The sequence below is a fragment of the Streptomyces ferrugineus genome, from assembly GCF_015160855.1.
GTDB lineage: Bacteria > Actinomycetota > Actinomycetes > Streptomycetales > Streptomycetaceae > Streptomyces > Streptomyces ferrugineus.
Map to the genome: position 1 here is coordinate 5,997,864 of NZ_CP063373.1, position 23,801 is coordinate 6,021,664.

The 23,801-nt window shown below is 71.8% G+C and carries 18 protein-coding genes and 1 pseudogene; 11 read left to right on the forward strand and 8 right to left on the reverse strand.

All coding sequences use genetic code 11. From position 1 onward, the window contains the following. Nucleotides 1–74 precede the first annotated feature (74 nt). Nucleotides 75–1,826: a dolichyl-phosphate-mannose--protein mannosyltransferase gene (locus IM697_RS27065; RefSeq protein ID WP_194038718.1), complete on the forward strand. Its 1,752-nt coding sequence runs from the start codon at nt 75–77 to the stop codon at nt 1,824–1,826. A gap of 24 nt (nt 1,827–1,850) precedes the next feature. Here IM697_RS27065 and IM697_RS27070 read toward each other — a convergent pair whose 3' ends face one another. Further along, nucleotides 1,851–9,818 (reverse strand): type I polyketide synthase, encoded by a 7,968-nt coding sequence (locus tag IM697_RS27070; protein WP_194038719.1) that lies wholly within the window; start codon nt 9,816–9,818, stop codon nt 1,851–1,853. Here IM697_RS27070 and IM697_RS27075 point away from each other — a divergent pair. Continuing rightward, nucleotides 9,817–9,972: a hypothetical protein gene (locus IM697_RS27075; protein WP_194038720.1), complete on the forward strand. Its 156-nt coding sequence runs from the start codon at nt 9,817–9,819 to the stop codon at nt 9,970–9,972. The genes IM697_RS27070 and IM697_RS27075 overlap by 2 nt on opposite strands. On the opposite strand, the gene IM697_RS27080 is transcribed toward IM697_RS27075, so the two are convergent. Beyond that, entirely contained in the window at nt 9,932–10,663 is a 732-nt protein-coding gene (locus IM697_RS27080; RefSeq protein ID WP_228044184.1) for a hypothetical protein, read from the reverse strand. The two genes, IM697_RS27075 and IM697_RS27080, sit on opposite strands and share 41 nt — an antisense overlap. A 96-nt stretch (nt 10,664–10,759) precedes the next feature. Next, complete coding sequence (locus IM697_RS27085; RefSeq protein ID WP_194038721.1) at nt 10,760–11,260, reverse strand: PaaI family thioesterase; 501 nt, start codon at nt 11,258–11,260, stop codon at nt 10,760–10,762. A gap of 89 nt (nt 11,261–11,349) precedes the next feature. Here IM697_RS27085 and IM697_RS27090 point away from each other — a divergent pair, with 89 nt between their 5' ends. Beyond that, a complete protein-coding gene (locus IM697_RS27090) occupies nt 11,350–11,814 on the forward strand; it encodes a winged helix-turn-helix transcriptional regulator (RefSeq protein ID WP_194038722.1) in 465 nt (154 codons plus the stop codon). Between the two features lie 51 nt (nt 11,815–11,865). Here IM697_RS27090 and IM697_RS27095 read toward each other — a convergent pair. Beyond that, nucleotides 11,866–13,199 (reverse strand): annotated as a pseudogene (locus tag IM697_RS27095) (FAD-dependent oxidoreductase). A gap of 418 nt (nt 13,200–13,617) precedes the next feature. Between IM697_RS27095 and IM697_RS27100 the strand changes: the two are divergent. Both IM697_RS27100 and IM697_RS27105 read left to right on the forward strand, forming a co-directional pair. Then, nucleotides 13,618–14,187: a PRC-barrel domain-containing protein gene (locus IM697_RS27100; protein WP_194038723.1), complete on the forward strand. Its 570-nt coding sequence runs from the start codon at nt 13,618–13,620 to the stop codon at nt 14,185–14,187. 4 nt (nt 14,188–14,191) lie between these two features. Further along, nucleotides 14,192–14,632 (forward strand): PRC-barrel domain-containing protein, encoded by a 441-nt coding sequence (locus IM697_RS27105; protein ID WP_194038724.1) that lies wholly within the window; start codon nt 14,192–14,194, stop codon nt 14,630–14,632. A 19-nt stretch (nt 14,633–14,651) separates the two neighbouring features. Here the strand turns inward: IM697_RS27105 and IM697_RS27110 are convergent, their stop codons facing one another. Further along, on the reverse strand, nt 14,652–14,939 hold the full coding sequence (locus tag IM697_RS27110; protein ID WP_194038725.1) for a hypothetical protein: 288 nt from the start codon (nt 14,937–14,939) through the stop codon (nt 14,652–14,654). Nucleotides 14,940–15,099: 160 nt separating this feature from the next. Between IM697_RS27110 and IM697_RS27115 the strand changes: the two genes are divergently transcribed. The 4 genes from IM697_RS27115 to IM697_RS27130 all read left to right on the forward strand — a co-directional run bounded on the left by IM697_RS27115 (nt 15,100) and on the right by IM697_RS27130 (nt 17,901). Then, on the forward strand, nt 15,100–15,615 hold the full coding sequence (locus IM697_RS27115; RefSeq protein ID WP_194038726.1) for a hypothetical protein: 516 nt from the start codon (nt 15,100–15,102) through the stop codon (nt 15,613–15,615). 172 nt (nt 15,616–15,787) lie between these two features. Next, entirely contained in the window at nt 15,788–16,525 is a 738-nt protein-coding gene (locus IM697_RS27120; RefSeq protein ID WP_194038727.1) for a hypothetical protein, read from the forward strand. Nucleotides 16,526–16,562: 37 nt separating this feature from the next. Then, nucleotides 16,563–17,156 (forward strand): GIY-YIG nuclease family protein, encoded by a 594-nt coding sequence (locus IM697_RS27125; protein ID WP_194038728.1) that lies wholly within the window; start codon nt 16,563–16,565, stop codon nt 17,154–17,156. A gap of 49 nt (nt 17,157–17,205) precedes the next feature. After that, nucleotides 17,206–17,901, forward strand: a complete 696-nt coding sequence (locus IM697_RS27130; protein WP_194038729.1) for an ester cyclase — start codon at nt 17,206–17,208, stop codon at nt 17,899–17,901. Between the two features lie 24 nt (nt 17,902–17,925). Here the strand turns inward: IM697_RS27130 and IM697_RS27135 are convergent, their stop codons facing one another. Next, entirely contained in the window at nt 17,926–18,630 is a 705-nt protein-coding gene (locus tag IM697_RS27135) for an SRPBCC family protein (RefSeq protein ID WP_194038730.1), read from the reverse strand. Nucleotides 18,631–18,847: 217 nt separating this feature from the next. Here IM697_RS27135 and IM697_RS27140 point away from each other — a divergent pair, with 217 nt between their 5' ends. Then, nucleotides 18,848–20,488: a glycosyltransferase family 39 protein gene (locus IM697_RS27140; RefSeq protein ID WP_194038731.1), complete on the forward strand. Its 1,641-nt coding sequence runs from the start codon at nt 18,848–18,850 to the stop codon at nt 20,486–20,488. Nucleotides 20,489–20,647: 159 nt separating this feature from the next. Then, on the forward strand, nt 20,648–22,657 hold the full coding sequence (locus IM697_RS27145) for a spermine/spermidine synthase domain-containing protein (RefSeq protein ID WP_228044185.1): 2,010 nt from the start codon (nt 20,648–20,650) through the stop codon (nt 22,655–22,657). Between the two features lie 100 nt (nt 22,658–22,757). On the opposite strand, the gene IM697_RS27150 is transcribed toward IM697_RS27145, so the two are convergent. Beyond that, nucleotides 22,758–23,507 carry a CbtA family protein gene (locus IM697_RS27150; RefSeq protein WP_194038732.1) on the reverse strand — a complete coding sequence of 250 codons (750 nt, stop codon included), beginning with the start codon at nt 23,505–23,507 and terminating at the stop codon, nt 22,758–22,760. 16 nt (nt 23,508–23,523) lie between these two features. Further along, the gene (locus IM697_RS27155) at nt 23,524–23,742 is read right to left on the reverse strand and encodes a CbtB domain-containing protein (protein ID WP_194038733.1); all 219 of its coding nucleotides are present in this window, start codon (nt 23,740–23,742) and stop codon (nt 23,524–23,526) included. Nucleotides 23,743–23,801: the final 59 nt, after the last annotated feature.

Sequence of the window (23,801 nt, forward strand, 5' to 3'; positions counted from 1 at the left end):
TATGGCCGGAGGCCGTCGCTCCCACCGGCTCATCGCCGAAGGGTGGTCTGCCCGGTGATCTACCCTCTGGTCTGATGAGCCTGATCACCTTGGCCCGGAGCCTGTTCGCGAGCGGCGCGACCCGTTTCCCCGTCCTCGACGGGACGAGTCGCCCTCCGGCACGCGGCGATCGGCAGGAACGATTGCGCCGCTTCGGGTACGTCGGCCGACGCCCGACCGACATCCGCGAGCGTCTCGTCCCGCCCTTCCCGAAGCCGCCGACCCACCTGTGGGCGTCCACCCGCCTCAGCCCGGCGTCGGCGTACCGCGCCGCGAAGGCGATGGAGTGGCTGGGCCCGGTGCTCGTCGCCGTCCTCGCGGGAGCGATCCGCTTCTGGCGCCTCGGCCGGCCGCGGGACCTCGTCTTCGACGAGACCTACTACGCCAAGGACGCCTGGTCGTTGCTGCAACTCGGCTACGAGGGCACCTGGCCGGACCGCGAGATCGCCGACCCGCAGGTCCTCGCGCACCCGCAGGCCGTCCCGCTGTCCGACACCGGGGCCTTCGTCGCCCACCCGCCGACGGGCAAGTGGGTGATCGCCCTCGGCGAGTCGATGTTCGGCCTCACCCCCTTCGGCTGGCGCTTCATGACGGCGGTCCTGGGCACGCTGTCCGTGCTGATGCTGTGCCGAATAGGCCGGCGCCTGTTCCGGTCGACGCTGCTGGGCTGTCTGGCCGGGGCCCTGATGGCGATGGACGGTCTGCACGTGGTGATGAGCCGGACGGCGCTGCTGGACCTCGTCGTCATGTTCTTCGTCCTGGCGGCCTTCGGATGCCTGCTGCTCGACCGGGACCGGGCACGGGCCCGGCTCGCGGCGGCCCTCCCGGTGGGCGAGGACGGCCGGGTGCGCCCGGACGCCGGCACCGGTGACCGTGCCGGGACCGGCCTGCGCCCCTGGCGACTGGCCGCCGGCGCCTTCCTGGGACTGGCGGCCTCGACCAAGTGGAACGGCCTGTACTTCCTCGCCTTCTTCATGGTCCTGACGGTGCTGTGGGACGTCGGCTCCCGCCGTGTCACGGGAGCGCGCCGCCCGTACCGCGCGGTGCTGCGCAAGGATCTCGGCCGGTCGGTGCTGTCCCTCGCTCCGGTCGCGGCCGTGACGTATCTGGCGACCTGGACCGGCTGGTTCCTGTCCGACCGCGGCTACGCGCGCCACTGGGCGGACGGCCGCGGCGGCACCTGGTCATGGATTCCCGCCCCGCTGCGCGGCCTGTGGCACTACGAGTACGGGGTCTACCGGTTCAACGTGGGACTGCACACCCCGCACAAGTACGAGTCGAACCCCTGGAGTTGGCTGGTCCTCGGCCGCCCGGTGCTGTTCGACTACGAGTCGCCGGACCCCGGCCGGGACGGGTGTCACACCACGGTCGACTGCTCGCAGACCGTCCTCGCCCTGGGCACGCCGCTCCTGTGGTGGTCGGCGTGCTGCGCCCTCGTGTATCTGCTGCACCGCTGGGCGCTGCGCCGTGACTGGCGCGCCGGTGCCGTCCTGTGCGCGGTGGCGGCCGGCTATCTGCCCTGGTTCCTCTACCAGGACCGTACGATCTTCTCCTTCTACGCCGTCGTGTTCGTGCCCTACCTGTGCCTGGCCGTGACGATGATGCTGGGAGCCCTGCTTGGCCCACCGGGGGCGGCCTGGAGACGGCGGACGCGGGGTGCGGTGGCGGCGGGCGTACTCGTCCTCCTGATCGCCTGGAACTTGATCTACTTCTTCCCGCTCTACACCGGGCAGACGATCCCGTACGCCGACTGGCACGCGAGGATGTGGCTCGACACCTGGATCTGAAGCGGGCGGCGGTGGCGGCGGAACTCACCGCTCTCCCCTCGGCGTTCGCGCCTCGACCCAGCCGCGGATCGCCGACACGGTCGTCTCCGCGTGTTCCCGCATCATCGTCAGATGGTCGCCGGGGACGTCCACCACGTCGTGGGCCGTCGGCCAGGACGTCCGCCAGTGGTCCCCGTCCGCGGCGGCCGCCATCGCGGGCGTGGGCCGCCGCGCGCGCACCAGGAGCGTGGGCGTGGCGACCGGCCCGGGATTCCAGTCGAGGAAGATCCGCTGGTAGGCGCCCATCGCGGCCAGGGCGGTGTCGTCGTCATCGGTGTCGTGCGGCGGTGGGGCGGCGAGGGACAGCAGCCAGTCCTCGCCGCTGTTGCCGGGCGTGATGTGGTAGGTGTCCAGCAGGACCAGACCGGTCGGTGTCCGGCCCATGGTCTGCAGTTCGTGGGCCACCAGGTGCGCCGCATTGCCGCCCGCCGACCGTCCTACGACCACGAAGGGCCCGTCCCCGACATGCCGCAGCACGTTCTCCGCCTGCGTGCGCGCCAGCGCGGCGCGGTCCTCCGGTACGGCGGCGCCGGCGCCGATGCCGGGGTGCGGGAACTCCAGGACGTCCAGGTGGTTCTGGAAGGCGCGGTGGAACCGTGGGAAGTCGCCGCCGTCCGATGCGGGCGAGGGATGGTAGGCCGGGAAGTAGACGACCGTCGGGTTTCCGGAGCCGGGGCGGCCGTGGGAGCGGCGGAGCGGGGGCAGTGCGTGCTCGCGGCCGTCGGTGGCCGTGAAGGTGGGCAGGGCCAGGGACGCGGTGACGAGCAGGTGCATCGCCGCCACCGGGTGGCCGCCGGCGCTGACCGTCCGGAACAGGGAGGAGAGGGTGTGCGCGGGCCGTTCGGCCGCTGGGGCGGGGGGTTCGTCGTCCAGCAGGCCGAGCAGGTGGCGGGCCAACTCCTCGGCCGTGCGGTGCTCGAACACCACGGCCGCCGGCAGACGGAGGTTCAGCGCCGTGCTCAGCGCGTTGCGGATCTGCACGGCGGTGAGGGAGTCGAACCCCAGGTCGGTGAGGGCCTTGCCGGCCGGGAGCGCGTCGGCGTGCGGGTATCCGAGCACCGCGGCCACGTCGGCCCGCAGCAGTGCCAGGAGCGCCGTCTCCCGCTCGGGCACGGGTATGTCGGCCAGCCGCTTCCGCCAGGCCCCGGGCTCCGCCGGTTGTTCGGATCCGGAGACCGTCGCCGCGGCGGTCGGCCGGCTCCGGCGGACGAGGCCGCGCAACGGCGGTGGCAGGTGCCCCGTGCCGGACCGAAGCGCCGCCCGGTTCAGCAGGGCCGGCGCCAGCACCGGCTCCGTCGAGCGCAGCGCGGCGTCGAAGAGGGTCAGGCCCTGCCGGATGGACAGCGGTACCAGCGGGTCCCGTGCCCGCGAGGGCTGTCCCGCCGCCATGCCGTCGGCGTGCTCCCACGGGCCCCACGCCAGCGAGAGCGTCGGCAGTCCTTCGGCGGTGCGGCGCTGGGCGAGGGCGTCGAGGAAGGAGTTCGCGGCGGCGTAGTTGCCCTGGCCCGCTCGGCCCAGCAGGCCGGAGACGGAGGAGAACACGACGAACGCCGACAGGTCCATGCCCCGCGTCAGTTCGTGCAGATTCCAGGCCGCGTCGGCCTTCGGCCGCAGCACGGCCGACATCCGCTCGGGGGTCAGCGAGTCCAGCACACCGTCGTCGAGGATCCCGGCCGCGTGCACCACCGCGCCCGGCGGCGGGTCGCAGCGCTCGATCACCTCGGCCAGCGCGGCACGGTCGGCCGCGTCACAGGCGACGATGTCGACCTGGGCCCCCGACTCCGCCAGTTCGAGACGCAGTTCCCGCGCTCCTGGCGCCTTCGGCCCCCGGCGTCCGGTCAGCAGCAGATGCCGTACGCCGTGTTCGGCGACCAGGTGACGGGCCAGCTCCGCGCCGAGCGCGCCGGTGCCTCCGGTGATCAGCACCGTGCCGCCCGCGCCGAAGCCGGCCCCCGGGTCGGAGGTGTCCCCGGCCGCGGCCAGTCGTGGCACCGTCACCTGCCCGTCCCGCACCCGGAGTTGCGGCTCACCGGTGGCGACGGCCGACGGCAGTACGCGCAGCGACTCGGGGTGCCCGTCCACATCCACCAGCACGACACGGCCGGGCAGCTCCGACTGCGCGGCACGCACCAGCCCCCAGACCGCCGCACCCGCCAGGTCCGGCACCGGCCCGGTGGCGTCCCGCGTCACCACGACCAGCCGCGCGCCTGCCGCCCCCGGATCGTCCTGCCAGTCCTGGAGCTCCTTGAGCACCCGGCCGGTCAACGCGTGTACGGCCGGCAGCGGATCGGAGCCGGTCGCGCGGGCGACGGCCGTGACGGCGACGAACTCGGGGTTCCCGGCGCCGGGCAGATACGAGGCGAGGTTCAGCTCGTCCGGCCCGCGCACCGCCCAGCCGCGCCCATCGCCGCCGTCGTCGTGGCCGTCATCGTCGCCGTCGCCGTCGCCGTCGACGGAGAGTTCGAGAACGACCCAGTCAGGGCGCAGCAGAGCCCTTCGTACGAGGTCGTCCGTCATGTCGGCCCCGTCGGGCGGGAGTTCCCTGGTCGCCAGCGACTCCACGCGGGCCACGAGGCGGCCGGACGGGTCGGCCAGGGTGACCGAGACCGTGTCCGGGCCCGTGGCCGTCACCCTGACCCGCAGCTGTGTGGCTCCCGAGGCGTGCAGGCTCACCCCGCTCCACGCGAACGGCACCCGCACCGTGCCCGAGTCGGCGGGCGCGGCCAGCAGCGGCGCGTGCACCGCGGCGTCGAACAGCGCCGGGTGCAGCCCGAATCGGCCCGCCTGCGAGGTGTGCGGCGCGGGCAGCCGGACCTCGGCGAAGACGTCGTCGCCGCGCCGCCAGAGTGCACCGACCCCCTGGAAGGCCGGCCCGTAGGCCAGCCCGGTATCGGCGAGGGCGGCGTACGCGTCGGTGAGATCCAGCGCCTCGGCGCCCTGGGGCGGCCACGGGATCGGCTCGCCCTCCGCCTCGCGTGCGCGACCGAGCCGCCCGCAGACGTTCCGGGTCCATGGGGCGTCCTCGGCGGCCTCCTCGGGCCGGGAGTAGATGTCGACCGGGCGCCGCCCCGAGCCGTCCCGCGCACCCACCACCACCTGCACCCGCACCCCCACGGCACCGGACAGGGCGAGCGGCGCCGTCATCACGAGATCGTCGACCGCACCGCAGCCCACCGCGTCGCCCGCCCGCACGGCCATCTCCACGAACACCGTCGCCGGCACGATCACCCTGCCGGCGACGACATGGTCCGCGAGCCAGGGGTGGGCCGCCGTGGACAACTGCCCGCTCAGCACCGTGCGCTCGGTGTCCGGCACCGGAAACGCCGGGCTCAGCAGCGAGTCGGCGGCATCGGTCCCCGTCGTGGGCGGTACGTCCAGCCAGTACCGCTGCCGCTGGAAGGCGTACGTCGGCAGATCCACGCGCCCCGTGTCGCGGTCCGCGTACACCGCCGTCCAGTCGACGGCGGCCCCGGCCACATGCAGCCGCGCCACGGCCGACAGGAGCGTCTCCGGTTCGTACGCACCGTTTCGTGTGGTCGCGGCGAGAACGGGGGCGTGCGTGGACGTCTCGGCCAGGCAGTCGGTGGCCGCCGCGGTGAGTGCGGGACCGGGGCCGAGTTCCAGGTAGGCCGAGATCCCGTCGTCCGCGAGCCGGTGTACGGCGTCGGCGAAGCGCACGGGCAGCCGGGCGTGCCGGGCCCAGTACTCGGGCGAGCACAGGTCCGCGGCCTCGGCGGGCCGGCCGGTCACGGTGGAGACGATCGGGATGCGCGGCGGGCGGAAGGTCAACCGGCGTGCGAGGTCCAGGAATTCGTCGAGGACCGGGTCCATCAGCGGCGAGTGGAAGGCGTGACTCACCCGCAGCCGCACGGCACTGCGGCCGCGCGCCTCGAAGCCGGCGGCGACCGCGAGCACCGCGTCCCGCGCGCCCGAGATCACCACCGAGCGGGGCCCGTTGACGGATGCGACGGCCACCGCACCCGGCACGGCGGCGGATGCGGACTCCCCCTTCGCCGCGAACTCCGCGAGCGCGGCGTCGACTTCCTCCTCGCTCCCGTCCAGGGCCACCATCGCGCCCCCGTCGGGCAGCGCCCGCATCAGCCGGCCACGCGCGGCGACGAGGGTGGCCGCGTCGGGCGGCTCGAGTACGCCGGCGACATGCGCGGCCGCGAGCTCGCCCACGGAGTGGCCCACCAGGCGGTCGGCTCGAACGCCCCACGATTCGAGCAGCCGGAACAGCGCCACCTCGAAGGCGAACAGTGCGGCCTGCGTGAAGTCCGTGCGGTCCACGAGTGCCGACTCCGGTGAGCCCGGCTCGGCGGACAGCACCGCGCTCAGTGGCCGTGGGAGGAGGTCGTCCAGGTGTCGGCAGACCTCGTCGAAGGCTTCGGCGAAGACGGGGAAGGCGGCGCGCAGTTCGGCGCCCATCCGGGGGCGCTGCGCGCCTTGTCCGGTGAACAGGAAGGCCGTACGGAGCTCCGGGTCCGCCAGTCCTCGTACGACTCCGGGGGTGTCCCGGCCGGCTGCCAGCGCGCTCAGCGCGTCCAGCATCCGTGTCCGGTCGGCGGCTGGCACGAGCGCCCGGTGGGTGAGGGCGGAGCGCGACACCGCGAGCGAGTGGGCGATGTCGGTGGCCGACAGGTCCGGTCGGTGTGCCGCTTCGGTCGCGAGCCGTTGTGCCTGGGCGCGCAGGGCGCTCTCGTCGGCGGCGGAGAGCAGCAGCGGAACGGGCGGGGGCGTGGCTGTCTCCCGGCAGACCGGCGTCTCCCGCTCCGGCGGCTCCTCCAGGATCACGTGGGCGTTGGTGCCGCCGATTCCGAAGGCCGAGACCCCGGCACGCCGTGGACGCTCCGAGGGCGGCCAGGGCCGGGGCTCGGTCAGCAGTTCCACCTGGCCCGAGGACCAGTCGACGTGTGGTGTGGGCGAGTCGGCGTGCAGGGTGCGGGGCAGTTCGCCGTGCCGCATGGCCTGCACCGTCTTGATGACGCCGGCGACTCCGGCGGCCGCCTGGGTGTGCCCGAGGTTGGACTTGACCGAGCCGAGCCACAGCGGCCGCTCACGGTTCTGTCCGTACGCGGCCAGGAGGGCCTGTGCCTCGATGGGGTCGCCGAGCCGGGTTCCCGTGCCGTGCGCCTCCACCGCGTCCACGTCACCGGCGCGCAGTCCCGCGTCCGCCAGTGCCTGCGCGATGAGCCGCTGCTGAGCCGGGCCGTGGGGCGCGGTGAGCCCGTTGGACGCGCCGTCGGAGTTGACGGCGGAGCCGCGGAGCACGGCCAGGACCGGATGGCCGTTGCGCCGCGCGTCGGACAGCCGCTCCAGCAGGACGAGCCCCACGCCCTCACCCCAGGCCGTGCCGTCGGCGGCCGCCGAGAACGACTTGCAGCGCCCGTCCGGCGACAGCCCGCGTTGCCGGCTGAAGGCGAGGAACGGCTTGGGCGTGGCCATCACCGTGACCCCGCCGGCCAGTGCCAGCGAGCACTCGCCGGAGCGCAGCGACCGCGCCGCCCAGTGCAGCGCCACGAGGGAGGACGAACACGCGGTGTCGACGGTGATCGCGGGGCCGCGCAGTCCGTACAGGTACGAGATCCGGCCGGAGGCCACGCTGCCCGTCGAGCCCAGGCCCAGGTGGGCTTCCAGCTCGTGGACGCGGGTGAAGCGGGTGGAGTAGTCGGCGTACATCACGCCGACGAACACGCCGGTGTCGCTCTCGCGCAGCGACGCCGGGGCGATCCCGGCCCGCTCCCACACCTCCCAGGACGTCTCCAGGAGCAGCCGCTGCTGGGGATCCGTCGCGAGTGCCTCGCGCGGTGAGATTCCGAACAGTCCGGCGTCGAACTCCGCGGCCCGGTGCAGGAATCCGCCGTGGCGCGTGTACGACGTGCCGAGCCGGTCGGGGTCGGGGTCGTACAGGGCGTCGAGGTCCCAGCCGCGGTCGGCCGGGAACTCCGTGATGGCGTCCCGCCCCTCGGACACCAACTCCCACAGTTCCTCGGGGGAGTTGACGTCACCGGGATACCGGCAGCCCATGGCGACGATCACGACGGGATCGTCCTCGTGGGACCGGTCCTGTCCGCCGTGGATCCGGGAGCGTCCTCCCTCGGGTGTGTCCTCGAAGAGCGCGGTGCGCAGGTGTCGAGCCACGTCGGCCGGTGTCGGGTGGTCGAAGACCAGCGTCGGCGGCAGGCTCAGGCCGGTCAGCTCACCGAGCCGGTCCACCAGTTCGACCGCGCCGACGGACGTCATGCCGAGATCGGCGAACGAGCCGTCGGCGTCGGGCAGTTCGTCCGGCCCGGTCCGGCAGACCCCGGCGGTCTCGATGAGCACCGCCTCGCGCAGCGCACGCTCCCGCTCGTCGGGCGAGAGCGGCAGGAGCCGCTCGCGCAGAACGGCAGGAGCGAGGTCGACGGCGGTCGGAGCAGGGACGACCATCTGTTGCCGGGCGATCTTGCCGGACGCGGTGCGCGGGACGGCGGCGATCTCGCGAATCTCGGTCGGGACCTTGTAGTCGGCCAGCCGGCTACGGCACTCGGCGAGCACCCGCCGCGCGTCGAGCCCTTCCGGCCCCGGCACGACGAAGGCGACCGGCACCTCGCCCAGCACGTCGTGCGGCACGCCCACGACCACGGCGTCGGACACTCCGGGACACTGCGACAGGACCTGTTCGATCTCCGTCGGGTGGATGTTCTCGCCTCCGCGGATGATCAGTTCGCTGAGGCGGCCGGTGAGTTGGAGATGGCCGTGCTCGACGCGGCGGCCGAGGTCGCCGGTGCGGTACCAGCCGTCCACCAGTGCGGCGGCCGTCGCCTCGGGCTGCTCGTGGTATCCGGTCATCAGGCCCGGCGAACGCACCCAGACCTCGCCCTCGGCACCGTCGCGGACGTCCTCGCCGCTCCCGGGGTCGACGACCCGTACGTCGACGCCCGGCGCGGGCGTCCCACAGGAGCCGTCGATCCGGGTGCCCTCGGGACGATCGGCCGCTATCACGCCGCAGGTCTCGGTGCTGCCGTACAGGTCGAGCAGCGGTGCCCCGAGGGCCTCCTCCACGGCCGCGCGCAGCGCCGGACCACTCGGGGCACCGGCCACCAGGCACATCCGCAGCGCCTGCGGGGCGGCGCCTGCCGTGTCGGCCAGCCGGTGATACGTCGCGGGTACGCCGGCCACGACGGTGAACGGCCCGCCGAGCCCCTCGTAGGCCGTGACCAGCTCCTTCCGCAGCCCGCCGGGTGCCGGTAACTCCCCGGCGATGCGGGCGCTCGCGCCCACGGCGGTCACGCCCAGGAGGGCGAACGAGTGGCTGAAGCTGTGGAACAGCGGAAGCGGCCAGAGCAGCCGGTCGTCGGGCGAGAGGCCGAAGACCGGGGCGTAGCAGGCGGCCACCGACCACAGTGCGGCCCGCTGCGTGGACAGCACGCCCTTGGGGCGGTGGGTGGTGCCGGAGGTGTACAGCATCCAGGCGGGCTCGTCGAGTCCGAGCGTGTCGATCTCGGCGGACTCGTCGCTCTCGGCCGCGTGCTGGAACGGGTGGGTACCCTCCGGGGTCGGGCCGGTTCCGGTGACCAGGGCGCCCAGTGCGTCGTACGGCGGCCCCAGGCGCCGCAGTTGTGCGAGGTGCGCGGCGTCGGTGATGACGAAGGCGGCGCCGCTGTCCTGGAGGAAGTGGGCCAGCTCGGCGTCGGAGGACCGCGGGTTGAGCGGGACGCCGACCATCCCGGCCCGCAGGACGGCGAGGTGACTCTCCACCGTCTCCACGCGGTTGCCGAGGCAGATCGCGACCCGGTCGCCGCGGCGCAGTCCCGTCCGGGTGAGATGCCCGGCCAGTGCGCGGGTCCGCCGCTCCAACTCGGCATAGGTGACCCTGCGCGAGGCGTCGGCGTACGCGACCCGCCGCGCCGCCCGCTCGGCGTGCTCCTTCAGCAGCTCCGGCAGCGGCCGGATCAGGGAGTGACTGAGCATGACGGGTTCCGATCGGCTGAGGGAGGTGACGACGCGGCTGTTCCCCCGGGTCAGTGAACAGGGGAAGTCGCCTGATCATCAAGGGAGTTACGGCATCACGTCGTCCGGCCTGGTCAACGGCGACTGGATCTTCTCCCTGAAGGAGACGACGTGATCTCCAGCTCATCCAGGGGGACGCCTCTCGCCCAGCGCTGCAGCCGACCGCCGTCCACGAGGCGGACGTCCTCCTGGAGGGACGCCCACCTCGTCTCCGCGCGGCTGAAGCTGCCGGGGTGGACGATGACCTGGACCGTGCTGTCGGCGTCCGGTTCACCCGGCTCGACGAGGGTCGCGGGGCTGTCCTCCGCCTCGGCCGTCTCCTCGGCGCGGAACCTGACGTCCAGCCGGCGGCCCTGGCGGTCCCGGGCGTGCAGGCGTCGCCGCCCCTTCGTCAGGGTCAGGTCGACCACCCGCCAGCCGTCGCGCCGCAGGATCCGCCCCACCGCCTCCGCCAGCCCGCGCTCATCCAGCAGGGCGAGCTCCTGCGCGGTGTAGCGGCCACCGCGCCGACGCACGACGCCCCGGCGAAGTCGCAGGGCCACCAAGGCGATCGCGGCCAGCACGCCGACGCCGATCGCCAGTCCGGCGACGCCGAAGCCGCGGTGCAACCAGACCAGCAGGAACACCGGGACGAGGACGGCGAGACCGAGGCCCGCGAAGGCCGGGAGGACGTCGCGGAGTCCGGGGCCGTACCGGCCCTGCGCCCGCAGTTCGGAGACCGCCTGCTTTCGCCGTGAGCGGCGCGATGCGGGAGGCGGCGGGTGCTGCTCGTCCACCGGCAGGCGCGGCTGCCGCCACTTCCTCACCAGAATGTGCTCCCCCGCGGTCTCGTTCGTCCCCCTGACGATAGAGATTCCCGCCCGGTCGGCGCCAGCGGGGAGGATCTCTCGCGATCGCCGCTGTCAGCTCGACGCCGGAGAGACGGGGAAGAGCATGCAGCTACTGGTGGCGTGGGCGAGCAGACGGTCCTCGGAATCGAACAATTCGGCTTGTGCCAGGGCCGTGCGGCGGCCGTGGTTGAGCACGGAGCCGATGGCACGGACCTTGCCGGTGTCGACGTTGATCTGCCGCAGGAACTTCACGCTCAGGTCGATCGAGGTGTATCCCATGCCCGCCGGCAGCACGGACTGCACGGCACAGCCGGCGGCCGAGTCGAGGAGGGTGGCGTAGACGCCGCCATGGACGCTGCCGATGGGGTTGTAGTGCTCCTCCCCCGGTTCCAGGGCGAAGACGGCGTGGCCGAACTCGACCTGCTCCAGGGTGAATCCGAGGGTCGCGGCGATGGGCGGGCCGGGCAGACGTCCGCTCAGCATGCTGCGCAGGAAGTCGAGACCGCTCTCCTGGCCGACGACGGCCGCGGAGATACTCGGATCCTGCCACTCGACGGTGCGTGACCTCGTCATACGTCTCTTCCTCCCCATCTGGCTTCGACAACCGAAGCTAGCTGGCACGCACCTGGCTGTCAATGTCGAAGCCAGCCTACGATGGCGCCATGACCTGGTTGGAGACGAGCACCGAGAACTGCACGGTGCAGCGCACCCTCGACCTGATCGGCGAGAAGTGGTCGCTGCTGGTGTTGCGCGACGCCATGAACGGCGTACGCCGCTTCGACGACTTCCGCCGGCACATGGGAATGTCCGAGGCGGTGCTGGCGGACCGGCTGCGCAAGCTGGTCGCCGCCGGGGTCCTGGACACCGTCCCGTACCGCGAACCGGGCCACCGCACGCGCCACGAGTACCGGCTCACGCGCAAGGGATGGGACCTGTGGCCGGTGATGCTCGCCCTCAAGCAATGGGGCGACCGGTACACGGCGGACCTGGAGGGGCCGCCCCTGGAGGTGCGCCACCGTGACTGCGGCGAACCGCTGGAGACGGTCGTCGTCTGCGCGGGCGAGCACGGGCCTCTTGCCCCACGGCAGGCTTACACACGGCCTGGCGCGGCGGCGCACGCCCTGTGAGCGGATGCCGCTCTGCGAGCGGATGCCGAGGCATCTGTGGGCCGACCGCGCTCAGCCCTCCGCTTCCTCCCGTGTCACCGGCGGCTCGGCGGGGGTGGGGGCAGGCGGGCGGAAGAGCACGACTCGGGCCACGGGCAGGGCGAACAGGGCGGTGACGGGCGCGGACAGGGTCAGTACGGCTCGGAAGGCGCGCCCCACGACGGGGTCGCCGGGGTAGTGCTCCTGGACGCGCCGCAGGTACCAGTCGGCGACACGGTCCGCCGGCCGGCCTTCGACCGCGTTGCCGATGGCGCCCGGCATCTTGCGGTCCGCCCCGGCGGAGATGTCCCACGCCTGCCGGGAGGCCGCGAGGAGCGCCCGCTGTACGCGCCGCGTCGTGGGGTACGGCGCGGATCGGCCAGGGCGTCGCGCAGGGCGACCGCGTTCATCGCGGCGACGGCCATGCCCTGCCCGTAGATCGGGTTGAAGGTGCACAGCGCGTCGCCGACCGCGAGGAATCCGGCCGGGCTGCGGCCGGTGAGGTCGTAGCGGCGGCGGACGTTGGCGGTCCGCCGGTAGCCGAACGCCGACGAGAGCGGCTCGGCCTCTTCCAGCCACCGATGCAGCGGCGGATGCGGCAGCCTCTTGGCGTACGTCACGAACTCGTCGTCGCCCCGGGGCGGTTCGTCCCCACGCAGCCCCGAGACGATGACCAGATGGCTGCCGTCCTCCAGCGGCAGCGCTCCGCCGGCGTGCACCTGGTCGGGGCTCGGGTAGGCGTAGTAGCCGACGGTGTCGCCGTCCAGGACACCGCTCTTGCCGCGGTAGACACGTGAGGCGTACGCGAGCCCCGTGTCGATGGTCTCCTCGTGCGGGGCCTCGGCTCCGATCGCCGTGAGCCACTGCGGGGCCTTCGTGCCGCTGCCGGAGGCGTCGACGACCAGGTCGGCCTCGAGGGCCTGCTGCTCCCCGCGGTCGTCAACGGAGCGCTCCCGCAGCAGCACGCCCCGCACGCGAGCGGCGTCGCCCAGGAATCCGACGGCGTCACTGCCCTGCGCCACATTGATCACAGGGTTGGCGAGTACCCGCCGCCGCACCAGTTCCTCGAGCTGGGCGCGGGAACCGGTGTATATGTGCGTCGTCGAGGGCAGCCTGCGAAACCAGTGGCCGTTCTGGCACAGCACCATGTCCGACGGCATGCCCACCCGAGGCGCCCCCGCGGCCCGCAGCTCCGCCAGGAAACCCGGCAGCAGCGACTCCAGGGCCTCCTGCCCGCCCTCCAGCAGCACATGCGGATGCCGGCCCTGCGGCACCCCGGGCCGCGACGCCGTCCCGTCCGGGAACCGGTCGCGCTCCACGACGGTCACCCGGTCGGCGTACCCGGCGAGAACGTGCGCTGCGAGCATCCCCGCGAGGCTCCCGCCGACGACGACCGCGTGCCGTCCGCCCCGGCCACGGGCCGAGCCCCAACTGCCCGCTTCTCCCGCAGAGTTCACCGATCCACTCCCTTGATCGCCACGTCGCGACAGGCACCAGTATCCCCGTTCACCAGAACTGGTTGACCGAATTCCGGCCCTTTGCGGGGACGGCGCAGGAGGGCCGCAGATCCTGCCGCCCCGGTCGGTGAGACCCTGGAAATGAAACAGGAGGTACATACAGGCATAGACATGATCAAAGGGGTTCGGAGATGGAGTGGTGGGCCTGGCTCGTCGTCGCTGTCGCGGTCATCGCGGCCGCGGCCACCTTTCTCGTGTCCCTGCAGGCACGGCGCCGCTCCGGTGGCGTCATCGCCCAGGGCCGTCCGAGGAGAGGAGGGCGGAGGCCGTGACCACGTACATGCGGGCCAGTGAGATCGCCAAGAAGCCGGTGGTCACCCTGGCAGGGGAAGACATCGGGCAGGTCAAGGACCTCGTCTTCGATCCCTCCACGGGCAGCATCCGGTGCTTCACTCTCGCCGGCCGCGGCCTGCTGGCGGGTCCGCTCCACCGTGCCCTGCTGTGGGAGAACGTCCACGCCCTGGGACCGCACGCGGTCATGGTGCGCGACGAGAGCGCGCTGGAGGAGGACGATTCGGCCGCCCGCTCGGACGCCGGAGCGCGCGGCGGGGGCAATGTGCTGGGTGTCGCGGTCACGACCCGGGGCGGCACCCGGCTGGGTGTCGTCACCGACGCGGTCGTCGAGACGGGGAGGGCGCCGAGGGTGGCGGGCTACGAGATCGAGACCGCCGAGCGCCGCCGCAGTCTGCTGCCCGTGACCGGCCCCGTCACCGTCTCCGGTGATCGGGTACTCGTTCCGGACGCCACCGCACAGCACAGCGCGGGCGACCTGGGAGGGCTCGCTGCCGCCGCCGAGGACCTGCGCGACCACCTCCGGCACGAGGCGCGGGAGGGCTGAGACGATGCTGTTCACCAAGGTCCTGGGCAGGGACGTCATGGACCTCACGACAGCCGAGACGGTGGGGACGGTGTCCGCGTGCACCGTGGCGCCGGCACCGGCGCGCATCGCCGGGCTGCGGCTCAAGACCCGAGGCCGCGGACGTCGCACCCTCGCCTGGGGAGACGTCCAGTCGTTCGGCCCGGACGCGGTCGCCGTCGAAGCGGCCGACCGTGTCCGCGACGAGAAGACCATCGAGCCCGGCGACCACGCCCATGCGGTGCACGACCCCGTCGGAAAGCCGGTGCTCACGGAGACGGGGCTGGTCAAAGGCACCGTGCGCGACATCGAATTCGACGAGCAGACGGGAGACATCAGTCACCTGGTGACCGACGAGGAGCAGATTCCCGGCACCGAACTCCTGGGAGTCGGAAGCTACGCGGTCGTGGTCACCGCCCCGTCCTGAACACCGGATCAACGCCGGATCAACGCCGCTCCCACGGCTCTTCCTCGGTCCAGGTGAACGCGTCCAGGCCGCCGCGTTCCGGCTCGGCGTCGAAGGAGTGACCAGGCGAGTCGCCCGGGGCCGCGTCGCTGTTGCTCCCCCTGCCGTGAGGGCGAGGACGCAGCAGCCGGTCCACTCCCCACGCCATCACGAACACGGCGGTCAGGATGGCTCCGACGAGCAGCAGGAGCATGATCGGCATCATGACCCCGAACGCCACGGTGGAACGGGCGATACCGGGTACGTCGGCGCAGGCACAGGCGAACATGGATACGCCCTGCCCAGCCCGCCCCGCCGGATGCGCCGGATGACACGTCTGTGACAAGGAAGTGCCGACTCTGTGCTCTGGGGCCCGACGTACGCCTCCGCACGGCGATCGCCCGGGGGTGGCGATCAGGGGCACGGAGCAACCCGCGCATAATGCAAAGATGGCAGTCAACAATCAACGTGGCCGCACGGTCCTGGCAGCGGCGTCGGCAGCCGCCCTCATCGCGCTGACGGCCGGTTGCACGAACCCGAGCTCCACCGCCTCCGCACCCGAGACCGCCGGCGGCACCACCGCACTCGGCCGGGCCGAGGTCCGGGCCCCTGGCGTGGACCTGACGGTGACGCATGCCGTCGCGCATCTGAACCATGCGGGCGACGGCACGCTGACCATGGAGGTGCGCAACGAGGACGGCGTTCCCGAGCACCTCGGCATGGTCGCCACCCCGGGCGGCGGCCGCGGCACGCTCGTGGGCGGCAGGTCGGACGAGGGCAACGGGGCGCTGTCCGTGGCGGGAATCATGGTGCAGAGCGGCACGACGGTCACCTTCGGCGGGAGCGGGCCGCGCGTGATGCTGCGTCATGTGCAGGGCGTCACCGCCCATCACACACTGCCGATCTCGCTCCAGTTCGGCGTGGCCGGACTGGTCCGCCTCCAGGCGCGGGTGGCCGCGGTCTGAGCCTGCGCGCCTGCTCGCACCCTGCCCGGCAGTCACGGCGCTTTGGACCCACCGTGCCATTTTGCGTCATGCAAAGGTAGCTTCAAGGGCCTGCAAGGACGTCAGCGCCGGAAGGCGCGACGCCAGAGGGACGTCTGACACACCGACTCGGAGCGGCAGGAGACCGAACCACGTGCCCACACTCTTCGCGCCGCCCACCGTCGCCCCCGTCACGCTGTCGGGCCCGCCCGTCCTGGAGAGCTGGGACGCGGCCGGGCACCCGAGCCAACAGCGTCTGCGCGCCTACCTGGACTCCGTCGCGGAGCTGGTCGGCCCGGCCGCCGCCGAGGGCGGCACCCGGCTGGCCATGGCGCTCGATGTCGGTCTCGCCGACCACGTGTCCTTGACGCGCGGCGGCCACGACCTCGACAACTACCTGTTCCCGCTGGTCCGCAGGTTCGGCGCCGGTCGGTTCGACGCCGTCTTCGCCCGCAAGCGCCACGCCCCGTCCTCCACGATCACCGTCGGACCGGCCGCCCCACCGCCGGACTCGCACCGCGCCGCCGTCCCGCCCCTGCTGTCCGTGCGCACCAGCGTGTCCGCCACCTCGGTCGCGTGGAAGGGCGCCATCCACGCGGCATGCCGGGCGGCGTGCCCGGAACCGGCTGCGGACGGGCCGCTGGCGGTCGAGCTCTGCTTCCGGGTGTCCGGCGGACGCAACTGGTCCACGCTCTGGAAGCCGGCCATCGACGCCCTGGGGCCCCTGCTCGGAATGCCGGATCCGCACCGCCCCTTCCGGCCCTGCGACGACCGCGTCGTCGATCTCGCCCTGCATCGCAACCTCGACGACTCGCTGGGCCACGACATCGTGATCGACGCTTGGTGCACCCCGTCACACCATAGTGAGCAACTCCCCCGCGATATCGGGTAGTCCATGACAGCGACAGCAACGGAAGTCTGGTGCGCACGTGCCGAACGACGCGACCGTCCAGCAGGCCGCAGCAGACCTGTTCCGCGCGCCGCACGCCTTGAACGCGGCGCTCGCCGCCCTGCCCACCACGGCGGGCCTGTACGCCTGGTGGGCGCCGCCCGAGGTCCTGGCCCCCTTCCATGGCCCCGCCGACTCAGGTGACGGCGGTCGGCGCCTGCTCTACCTCGGCAAAGCCAAACGGCTGCGCTCCCGTATCGCCTCGAACCACCTCAGGGACTCCGGTCGCTCCACCCTGCGCCGCACCCTGGCCGGACTCCTCATCGACACCCAGGGCTACCGCACCACATGGACCGACCGCGTCGTCCTGGTCCCCGAAGACGAGCAACGCCTCACCGACTGGATGCACCGGAACCTCGCCCTCACCTGGAGCGAGCACCCCGACCCCGTGCCCCTGGAAACAGCGCTGATCTCCCGGCTGCGCCCACCGCTGAACGTGGACGGAGCGCGGGACGGCACCACCCTGGACCGCGTCAGGCAGGCACGAGCCGCGTACTACGCCAGCGCCGGGCCCCGCCCGGCCACCGGCGAGAACGACAGCGGGAGCGGGGGCGGAAGGTCCGGTATAGCCTGAAATAGCCCCAATCTCTCCACGCGCCTCGTTCATCGCTCCGGAGGGGATCATGACCTTCGTCCAGCTCATCGACTGCAAGACAAGCAACGTCGACCGACTCAACCGGCTGATGGACACCTGGGTCGAGGCGACTCAGGGCAAGCGGACCGCCACACACTCGATCGTCGGGCAGGACCACTCGGACCCCACCCATGTCGTCGAGATCGTGGAGTTCCCGTCGTACGAGGAGGCGATGAGGAACTCCAACCTCCCCGAGACCAACCGCATCTTCGAGGAACTCGTCGCCGCCTGCGAGGAGACGCCCACCTTCACCGATCTCGACGTCGTACGGGACGAACAGCTCAACAAGATCGTCGTCCGCCGCTTCTTCGACGAGGTCGTCAACGCCAAGAACCTCGACCTCGCCGACGAGCTGTGCACCGGCAACTACCGGGAGCACGACCCCGCGCTCTCCTCCGACGACGTCGACCTCGCCCAGGCCAAGCGTGAGAACGGCGAGATCCTGAACGCCTTCAACCCGCGGATCACGCTGCGGAGCCTGATCGCCGAGGGCGACCTGGTGACCTGCCGGATCGACTACCGAGGCCGGCACACCGGCAGCTATCAGGGGATGGAGCCCACCAACCGAGACGTCTCCGGGACCGGACACGCCACGTTCCGCTGCCAGGGCGGCAAGATCGCCGAGAGCTGGTGGAACTGGGACGACCTCGGGCTGCTGCGGCAGTTGGGGGTCGTTGAGGCCTGACCTCGAGGGCCGAGTGCGAAGGCGTCATGACGGCGACGAAACCCTCGCGCCGACCCTGCCGCGCAGATTGTGGAACTGGCGGGTCTGCATGATGAAGTGAGCGGGCTCCCCCAGCAGCACGTCGAAGGGCCGGGTGAGCGCACGCGGACGGCTCTGTCCGCGGGTGCGGACCACCAGACGGGTGCCGCCGTCGGTGGTCGGCCGCAGGTGGAAGCCCCAGATCCCGTCCATGCGGGCCTGCGGGAGAACATCCCACTGCGGGTCGAAGGAGTGGCCGGAGGGCAGGCGCAGATCCGAGCGCAGCACCAGGGTCCGGTTCGGCTCCAGGCGGGCCACGGTGAACCAGGACTCGCCGTCCGGCGTCGCCTTCAGGCGTTGTCCCTCCTCCAGGTGCTGCCACTCGGGCGCGATGCGTTCCGCACTCGGTGCTCCGTAGTGGTCCAGGAGATCCCAGCTGTACCAGCCGGCGCGGTCGAATCCCATCTGCACCAGCCAGGGCCAGACCTTCTCGGGCGGCGCCGGAAGGGTGGTGGCCATGGTCGAGGTGCCGTCGGCGTCGGGGAAGAGCTCGTCGCCCGGGTAGGCACGATCGGCCTCGTCCTGTGTCGCGCCCCAGGTCAGCAGCCTCGGCCGCAGCCGCAGCAGGTAGAGGGCCAGTGCGGCGGAGACCGCCGCGAAGGGGAGCAGACGGGCTCCCGGCAGCCGTCGGCATGATCGCTGCTCAAGCATCGTGTCCTCCTCGAAACCCGTCGTTTCTCTCGGCCTACCAGATACGGGACGGCCCGCACGAGGGCCGGTAGGCCCTCCGAGAGGCCCCGTCTGCCGGGCGGTCGCCTCGATCGACCGGGGGTGTTCACCGCCGGGCTCGCTCGGTGGCGGCGGGCACTGCTCACCACGCCCTCCCCAACTCGCCTCCGAACAGGATGAGTTGCCGCAATCTCAAGGCATGATGTACATGCGCCAGGGCGAGTTGACGGCGGGGGGAGTTCATGTGCGTCGGCCGCGGATCTCAGCGACGGCGATGCTTGGGTATCTGGAGCTGCGAGGAGCCTGCGACCTGCGGCATCCGGTGCACGATCGAGATCGTGTGAACCGCTGGTACCGGTGCTTGCTCGCGGCCCTTCTCGCCCTGCTCGTCGGGCTGGTGGGTCTGTGGAAGCTGGACCGTGACGCATCCTCCTGGCGGGATGAGGCCGTCAGCTATGACGTGGGGAAGCGGTCGCTGGGCGAGTTGTGGCTCTTGGTGCAGAACATCGACGCCGTCCACGGCCTGTACTACTTCCTTGCCCACGTGTCACTCGCCGTGTGGGACGACGGTGTCCTGACCCTGCGTGTCCTGTCGGTATTGGGCACGCTGCTCGCGGTCTTGGGCGTCTATGCCATCGGCAGCCGCCTCGGCGACCCGGCGACCGGGTTCTTGGCCGGGTTCGCCTTCCTGTGCGTCCCGCAGGTGCAGTTCTATGCGCAAGAAGCCCGCTCGTACGCGTTGGTGAGCGCGGCGGTGGTGTGGGCGACCTGGTTCTTCGTGCGTGCGTTGCAGGACGGTCGGCGACGCTGGTGGGCCGGGTACGGTGGGCTGCTCCTGCTGGCCGGGTGGCTGCACGTGTTCGCCTTGCTCGTCCTCCTCGGACACGCCGTGACGCTCTGGTGCAGCGGCCGCCTGCATCGACTCGGGCGGCGCTGGTTGTCCACGACCGCGTTTGTCGGTTGTGCCGTGGCTCCGCTGGCCGTGGTCAGCGCCGGTCAGGCGGCGGAGCAGTTGGAGTGGCTGGGCCGGCCCGGCGTCCAGGACTGGCTGGGATTCGCCCTGCCTGTCGCGGCGGCGCTCGCCTTGAGCGTGCCGCTTCGTCGACGACGTGAAACGCCGGCCCGAGCGGTGACTCTTCCTGCCGTGGGACTGCCGCTGCTGATCGTCCCGGCCGGCTTCCTGCTCGTCGTGTCCCTCGCGCGCCCCTGGTACGTGGACCGCTATGTCCTGTACGGCATGTCCGGGCTGGCGCTCGTTGTCGGCCAAGCCCTACGGCACTGGCAGTTGGTCCTCCGAGCTGAGGCAGACCCGGCTCGCCGGAGGCGTCGGCTGTATGCCACCGCGGCCACCGGGTTCGTCATCTTCTCGGCTCTGGGCCCCTGGTACTGGCAGCAGCGCACTCCCGCAAGTCGCACCGACAGCGTGGAAAGCTACTGGGGACTCACCGCCACATCGCCGGACGACCCCGAACCGGTCCTGTTCCAGCCCGCGCGGCGCCGGGTGTGGGTCCTGGCCCGGCCTGCCGTCTTCGGGCCGATCGACGACATCGCGTTGCAGCAGACGCCGGCTGCCTCTGGCACGCTGTACGGCGTCGAAGCGTCGCCTGACGTGATCAAGCGGCGCATGCTCCGGCATCGCGAGATCAATGTCCTGCGCGACCGCCCTGACCAGCCACGGGACAACACTCCAGCGGAGATCGTCAAACGGGAAGTCCTGCGCCGGCACTATCAGCTGTGCTGGGTGATCCCGGTGAACGGCGGCGAATCCGCCATCTTCATCCGTCGCGATGCCGCCCCGGAGGACCCCCTGTGCGCGCCGGGCCGGGACATTTACAGCTGACCCTCCCGTCCCGACCCAACAGAGTGTCCTGCGGTGCCGGGCGGCCGCCCGTCAGGGCCGTTCCGCCCCCCGCTCGGCAAGGCATCTCGACTCGCCGCCCGGAAACTGGCACCGTAAACCAGCGTGAACCTGACCAAAAACGGGCAAACGGTAAGTTCGGTGCGCTGGAGGCTCGTGCTGGCCAGCACCACCATGCTCTTCGTCGAGCTGGCGCTGATCAGATGGGCGGGCGCCAACGTCGTCCACCTCAGCTACTTTTCCAACTTCATCCTGCTGGGATCCTTCCTCGGGATCGGCATCGGCTTCCTGATCCCCGCCGCGCGCGGGCAGTGGCTCAAACGCTGGACGCCGATCCCGCTCGCTCTGCTCGTCATCCTCGTACGCGCCTATCCGGTGCAGGTGCGTCAGAGCAGCAGCGAGGTCATCTACTTCACCGCCGTGAAGACCACCGGCCTGCCCCAGTGGGTGACTCTGCCGGCCATCTTCCTGCTGACCGCGGTGATCATGGCCGGCATCGGCAAGATCACCGCCGATCTCTTCCGCCAGCTCACCTCCCTCGACGCCTACCGCTACGATCTGCTCGGCAGCATCGCCGGCTCGGTCTCCTTCGCCGTACTGTCGTGGCTGCGCGCCCCCTCGGTCGCCTGGGGCCTCCTGGCCGCCGCGGCCCTGCTGGTCCTCGGCGGGCGCCGCAACACCCTGCTGTACGGGATCCCCCTCACGGCGATGGTCGCCGCGCTGTTCCTGGAGACGACCGCGGCCGGCGTCTCCTGGTCGCCGTACTACAAGATCCAGCTCAAGCCCTCGCCGACCGCCACCCGGACGTACAACATCTCCGCCAACGGCGTCCCCCATCAGAGCACCGCGCCGCTCCCGGTGCTGATGCGGGAGAACTCGCCCTACCGGCAGGCGTACGACCAGACACCCGACAACCCGCACAAGCGGGTGCTGGTCATCGGGGCCGGCAACGGCAACGACGTCGCGGTCGCGCTGGCGCACGGAGCGGAGCGTGTCGACGCGGTCGAAATCGATCCGCGGCTGCAGGAGATCGGCGCGACACTGCACCCCGCCAGGCCCTACGACGATCCCCGGGTGCACGCCCACATCGACGACGGACGGGCGTTCCTGGAGCGGACCGACACCAAGTACGACCTCATCGTGCTGGCGCTGCCGGACTCCCTGACCCTGGTGTCGGGGGCGAGCAATCTCCGGCTGGAGAGCTACTTGTTCACCCGGCAGGCGTTCCAGGCCGCGCGCGATCACCTGGCGCCGGACGGCGCGTTCGCCATGTACAACTACTACCGCAAGGCCTGGCTGGTCGACCGCTTCGCCGGAGACCTCGACAGCATCTACGGCCACGCCCCCTGTATGACGACGTACAAGCGGAACGCGGCCGTGCTGGTGGCCGGGATGAGCCCCGCCGACCAGTCCTGCAAGCAGACCTGGCAGCCCAGCGGCCCGGTCCCGGCGGCCGCGAGCGACGACCATCCCTTCCCCTATCTGCTCCACCGGACCATCCCGACGCTCTACGTGGGTGCCCTGGGCGCGATCCTGCTGGTGACGCTGTTGTCGGTGCGCATGACCGGGGTCCGTATCCGCAGCACGTTCCGTTACTTCGACATGTTCCTGCTGGGTGCGGCCTTCATGCTGCTGGAAACGAAGAACGTGATCGGCTTCGCGCTCTACTTCGGTACGACATGGCTGGTCAACGCCCTCGTCTTCTTCGGCGTCCTGCTCTCCGTCCTCGCGGCGGTCGAGGTCCGGCGCAGGATGCGCGGTGCCGACCAGCGACTGCTGCAACTCCTCCTCTTCGGCTCGCTCGCGGTGGCCTGGCTCGTTCCCACGCAGGCCGTGCTGTCGCTGCCGTTCGCCGGGCGGCTCGCCGCGGCCATCGCCCTGGCCTTCGCCCCGATCTTCTGCGCCAACCTCATCTTCTCGGACCGCCTCGCGAAGGCGCCGGACCCGACGTCCGCGTTCGGCGCGAATCTGCTGGGCGCGCTGACCGGCGGTGCGCTGGAGTATCTGGCGCTGGTGACGGGCTATCAGGCGTTGCTGCTGGTCGTCGCCACCCTGTATCTGGGGGCATACGTCGCCATGCGTTACGCCGGTCGAGGGCCGGGTGGGCCGACGACGCCGGTGCCAGACAGGGCGATGGCCGCCAAGACCTGACCTCGGGCCCCGAAGAGTCGCGTGGCAGGGCCACGCGGCACAGAACGCGCAGGACCCGCCGGGCGCGCCCCCGGCGGGTCCTGCCCTGTTCCGGCGGGCTCTATGCCGCCACGGTGGATGTCTGCCGTCCGACCGGCTTCGGTTCGAGGACGCGTTCCGCCAGGTACCCGAAGAGCACCCCGAACGCCGTCCACAGCACCGCCTGGACGCCGATGGCGGCCAGTCGGAACTCCCACAGGTCGGTCGCCGGGAAGCCCTTGGGCACGTTCTCGCCGGACGGCAGGAACACCATCGCGACGGTCAGCGCCGCGACGAAGGCCCCGCCGGCGGTGACCGAGGCGTTCCAGTTGCCCAGCCTGGGTGCGAGGCGGCGGCCGAGCAGCACCGCCGCGATCGTCAGCAGTCCGCTGAGGGCGATCATCAGGAAGAACAGGGCGGTCCGCTGGTCGAGGGTGTCGGGGTTGCCGACCGCGGGCGGGTTGGCCGGGTACTTCAGCATCGGGACCAGATACCCGGCCCCGAACGCGGCGAGCGCGGTCAGCGCCGCGGTGGCACGCGCCCCGAAGCGGCCGACGCGGCCCAGCGCGAAGCAGAACGCGAGCGCGGCGATGCCGCCCACCGCGACCCCGTAGACGAGGACGCCCGTGGCCAGGCCGGCCGTGGCCTGCACACCACGGCTGACCGATTCCTCCCCTCCTGCCTCGTGAGGGGACTGGGCGGACTCGAAGGCGATGGCCGCGTCCACCGGTCCCTCGCCCACCAGATACGCGAAGATCAGCGCCGGTATCCCGGCGATGAGCCCCGCGAGCATGCCGCGCACCAACAGGGTGCGCACAACAGTGGAGTTCATCGGTGCTCGACCCGCCTCAGTGGCAGGGGAAGCCGAGCAGGTGGCGTGCGTCGTGCACCCACTCGTGGACGCCCTCACCGGACAGGACGGCGGTGGCGCCCTGCTCGGCACCGACGAAGTACAGCAGGACGAGCATCAGGATGCCGAAGAAGACCGCCCACAGGGCGATGGCCCGCAGCGGCAGCGGTGTGACGGCCTGAGTGGTGGGGGTGGGGGCAGCGGTGGACTGCGCCATGGCGAGACCTCCTCGGGAACACGCGTCCCGCAATCGTGTGGAGCACTCGACGACGGCGT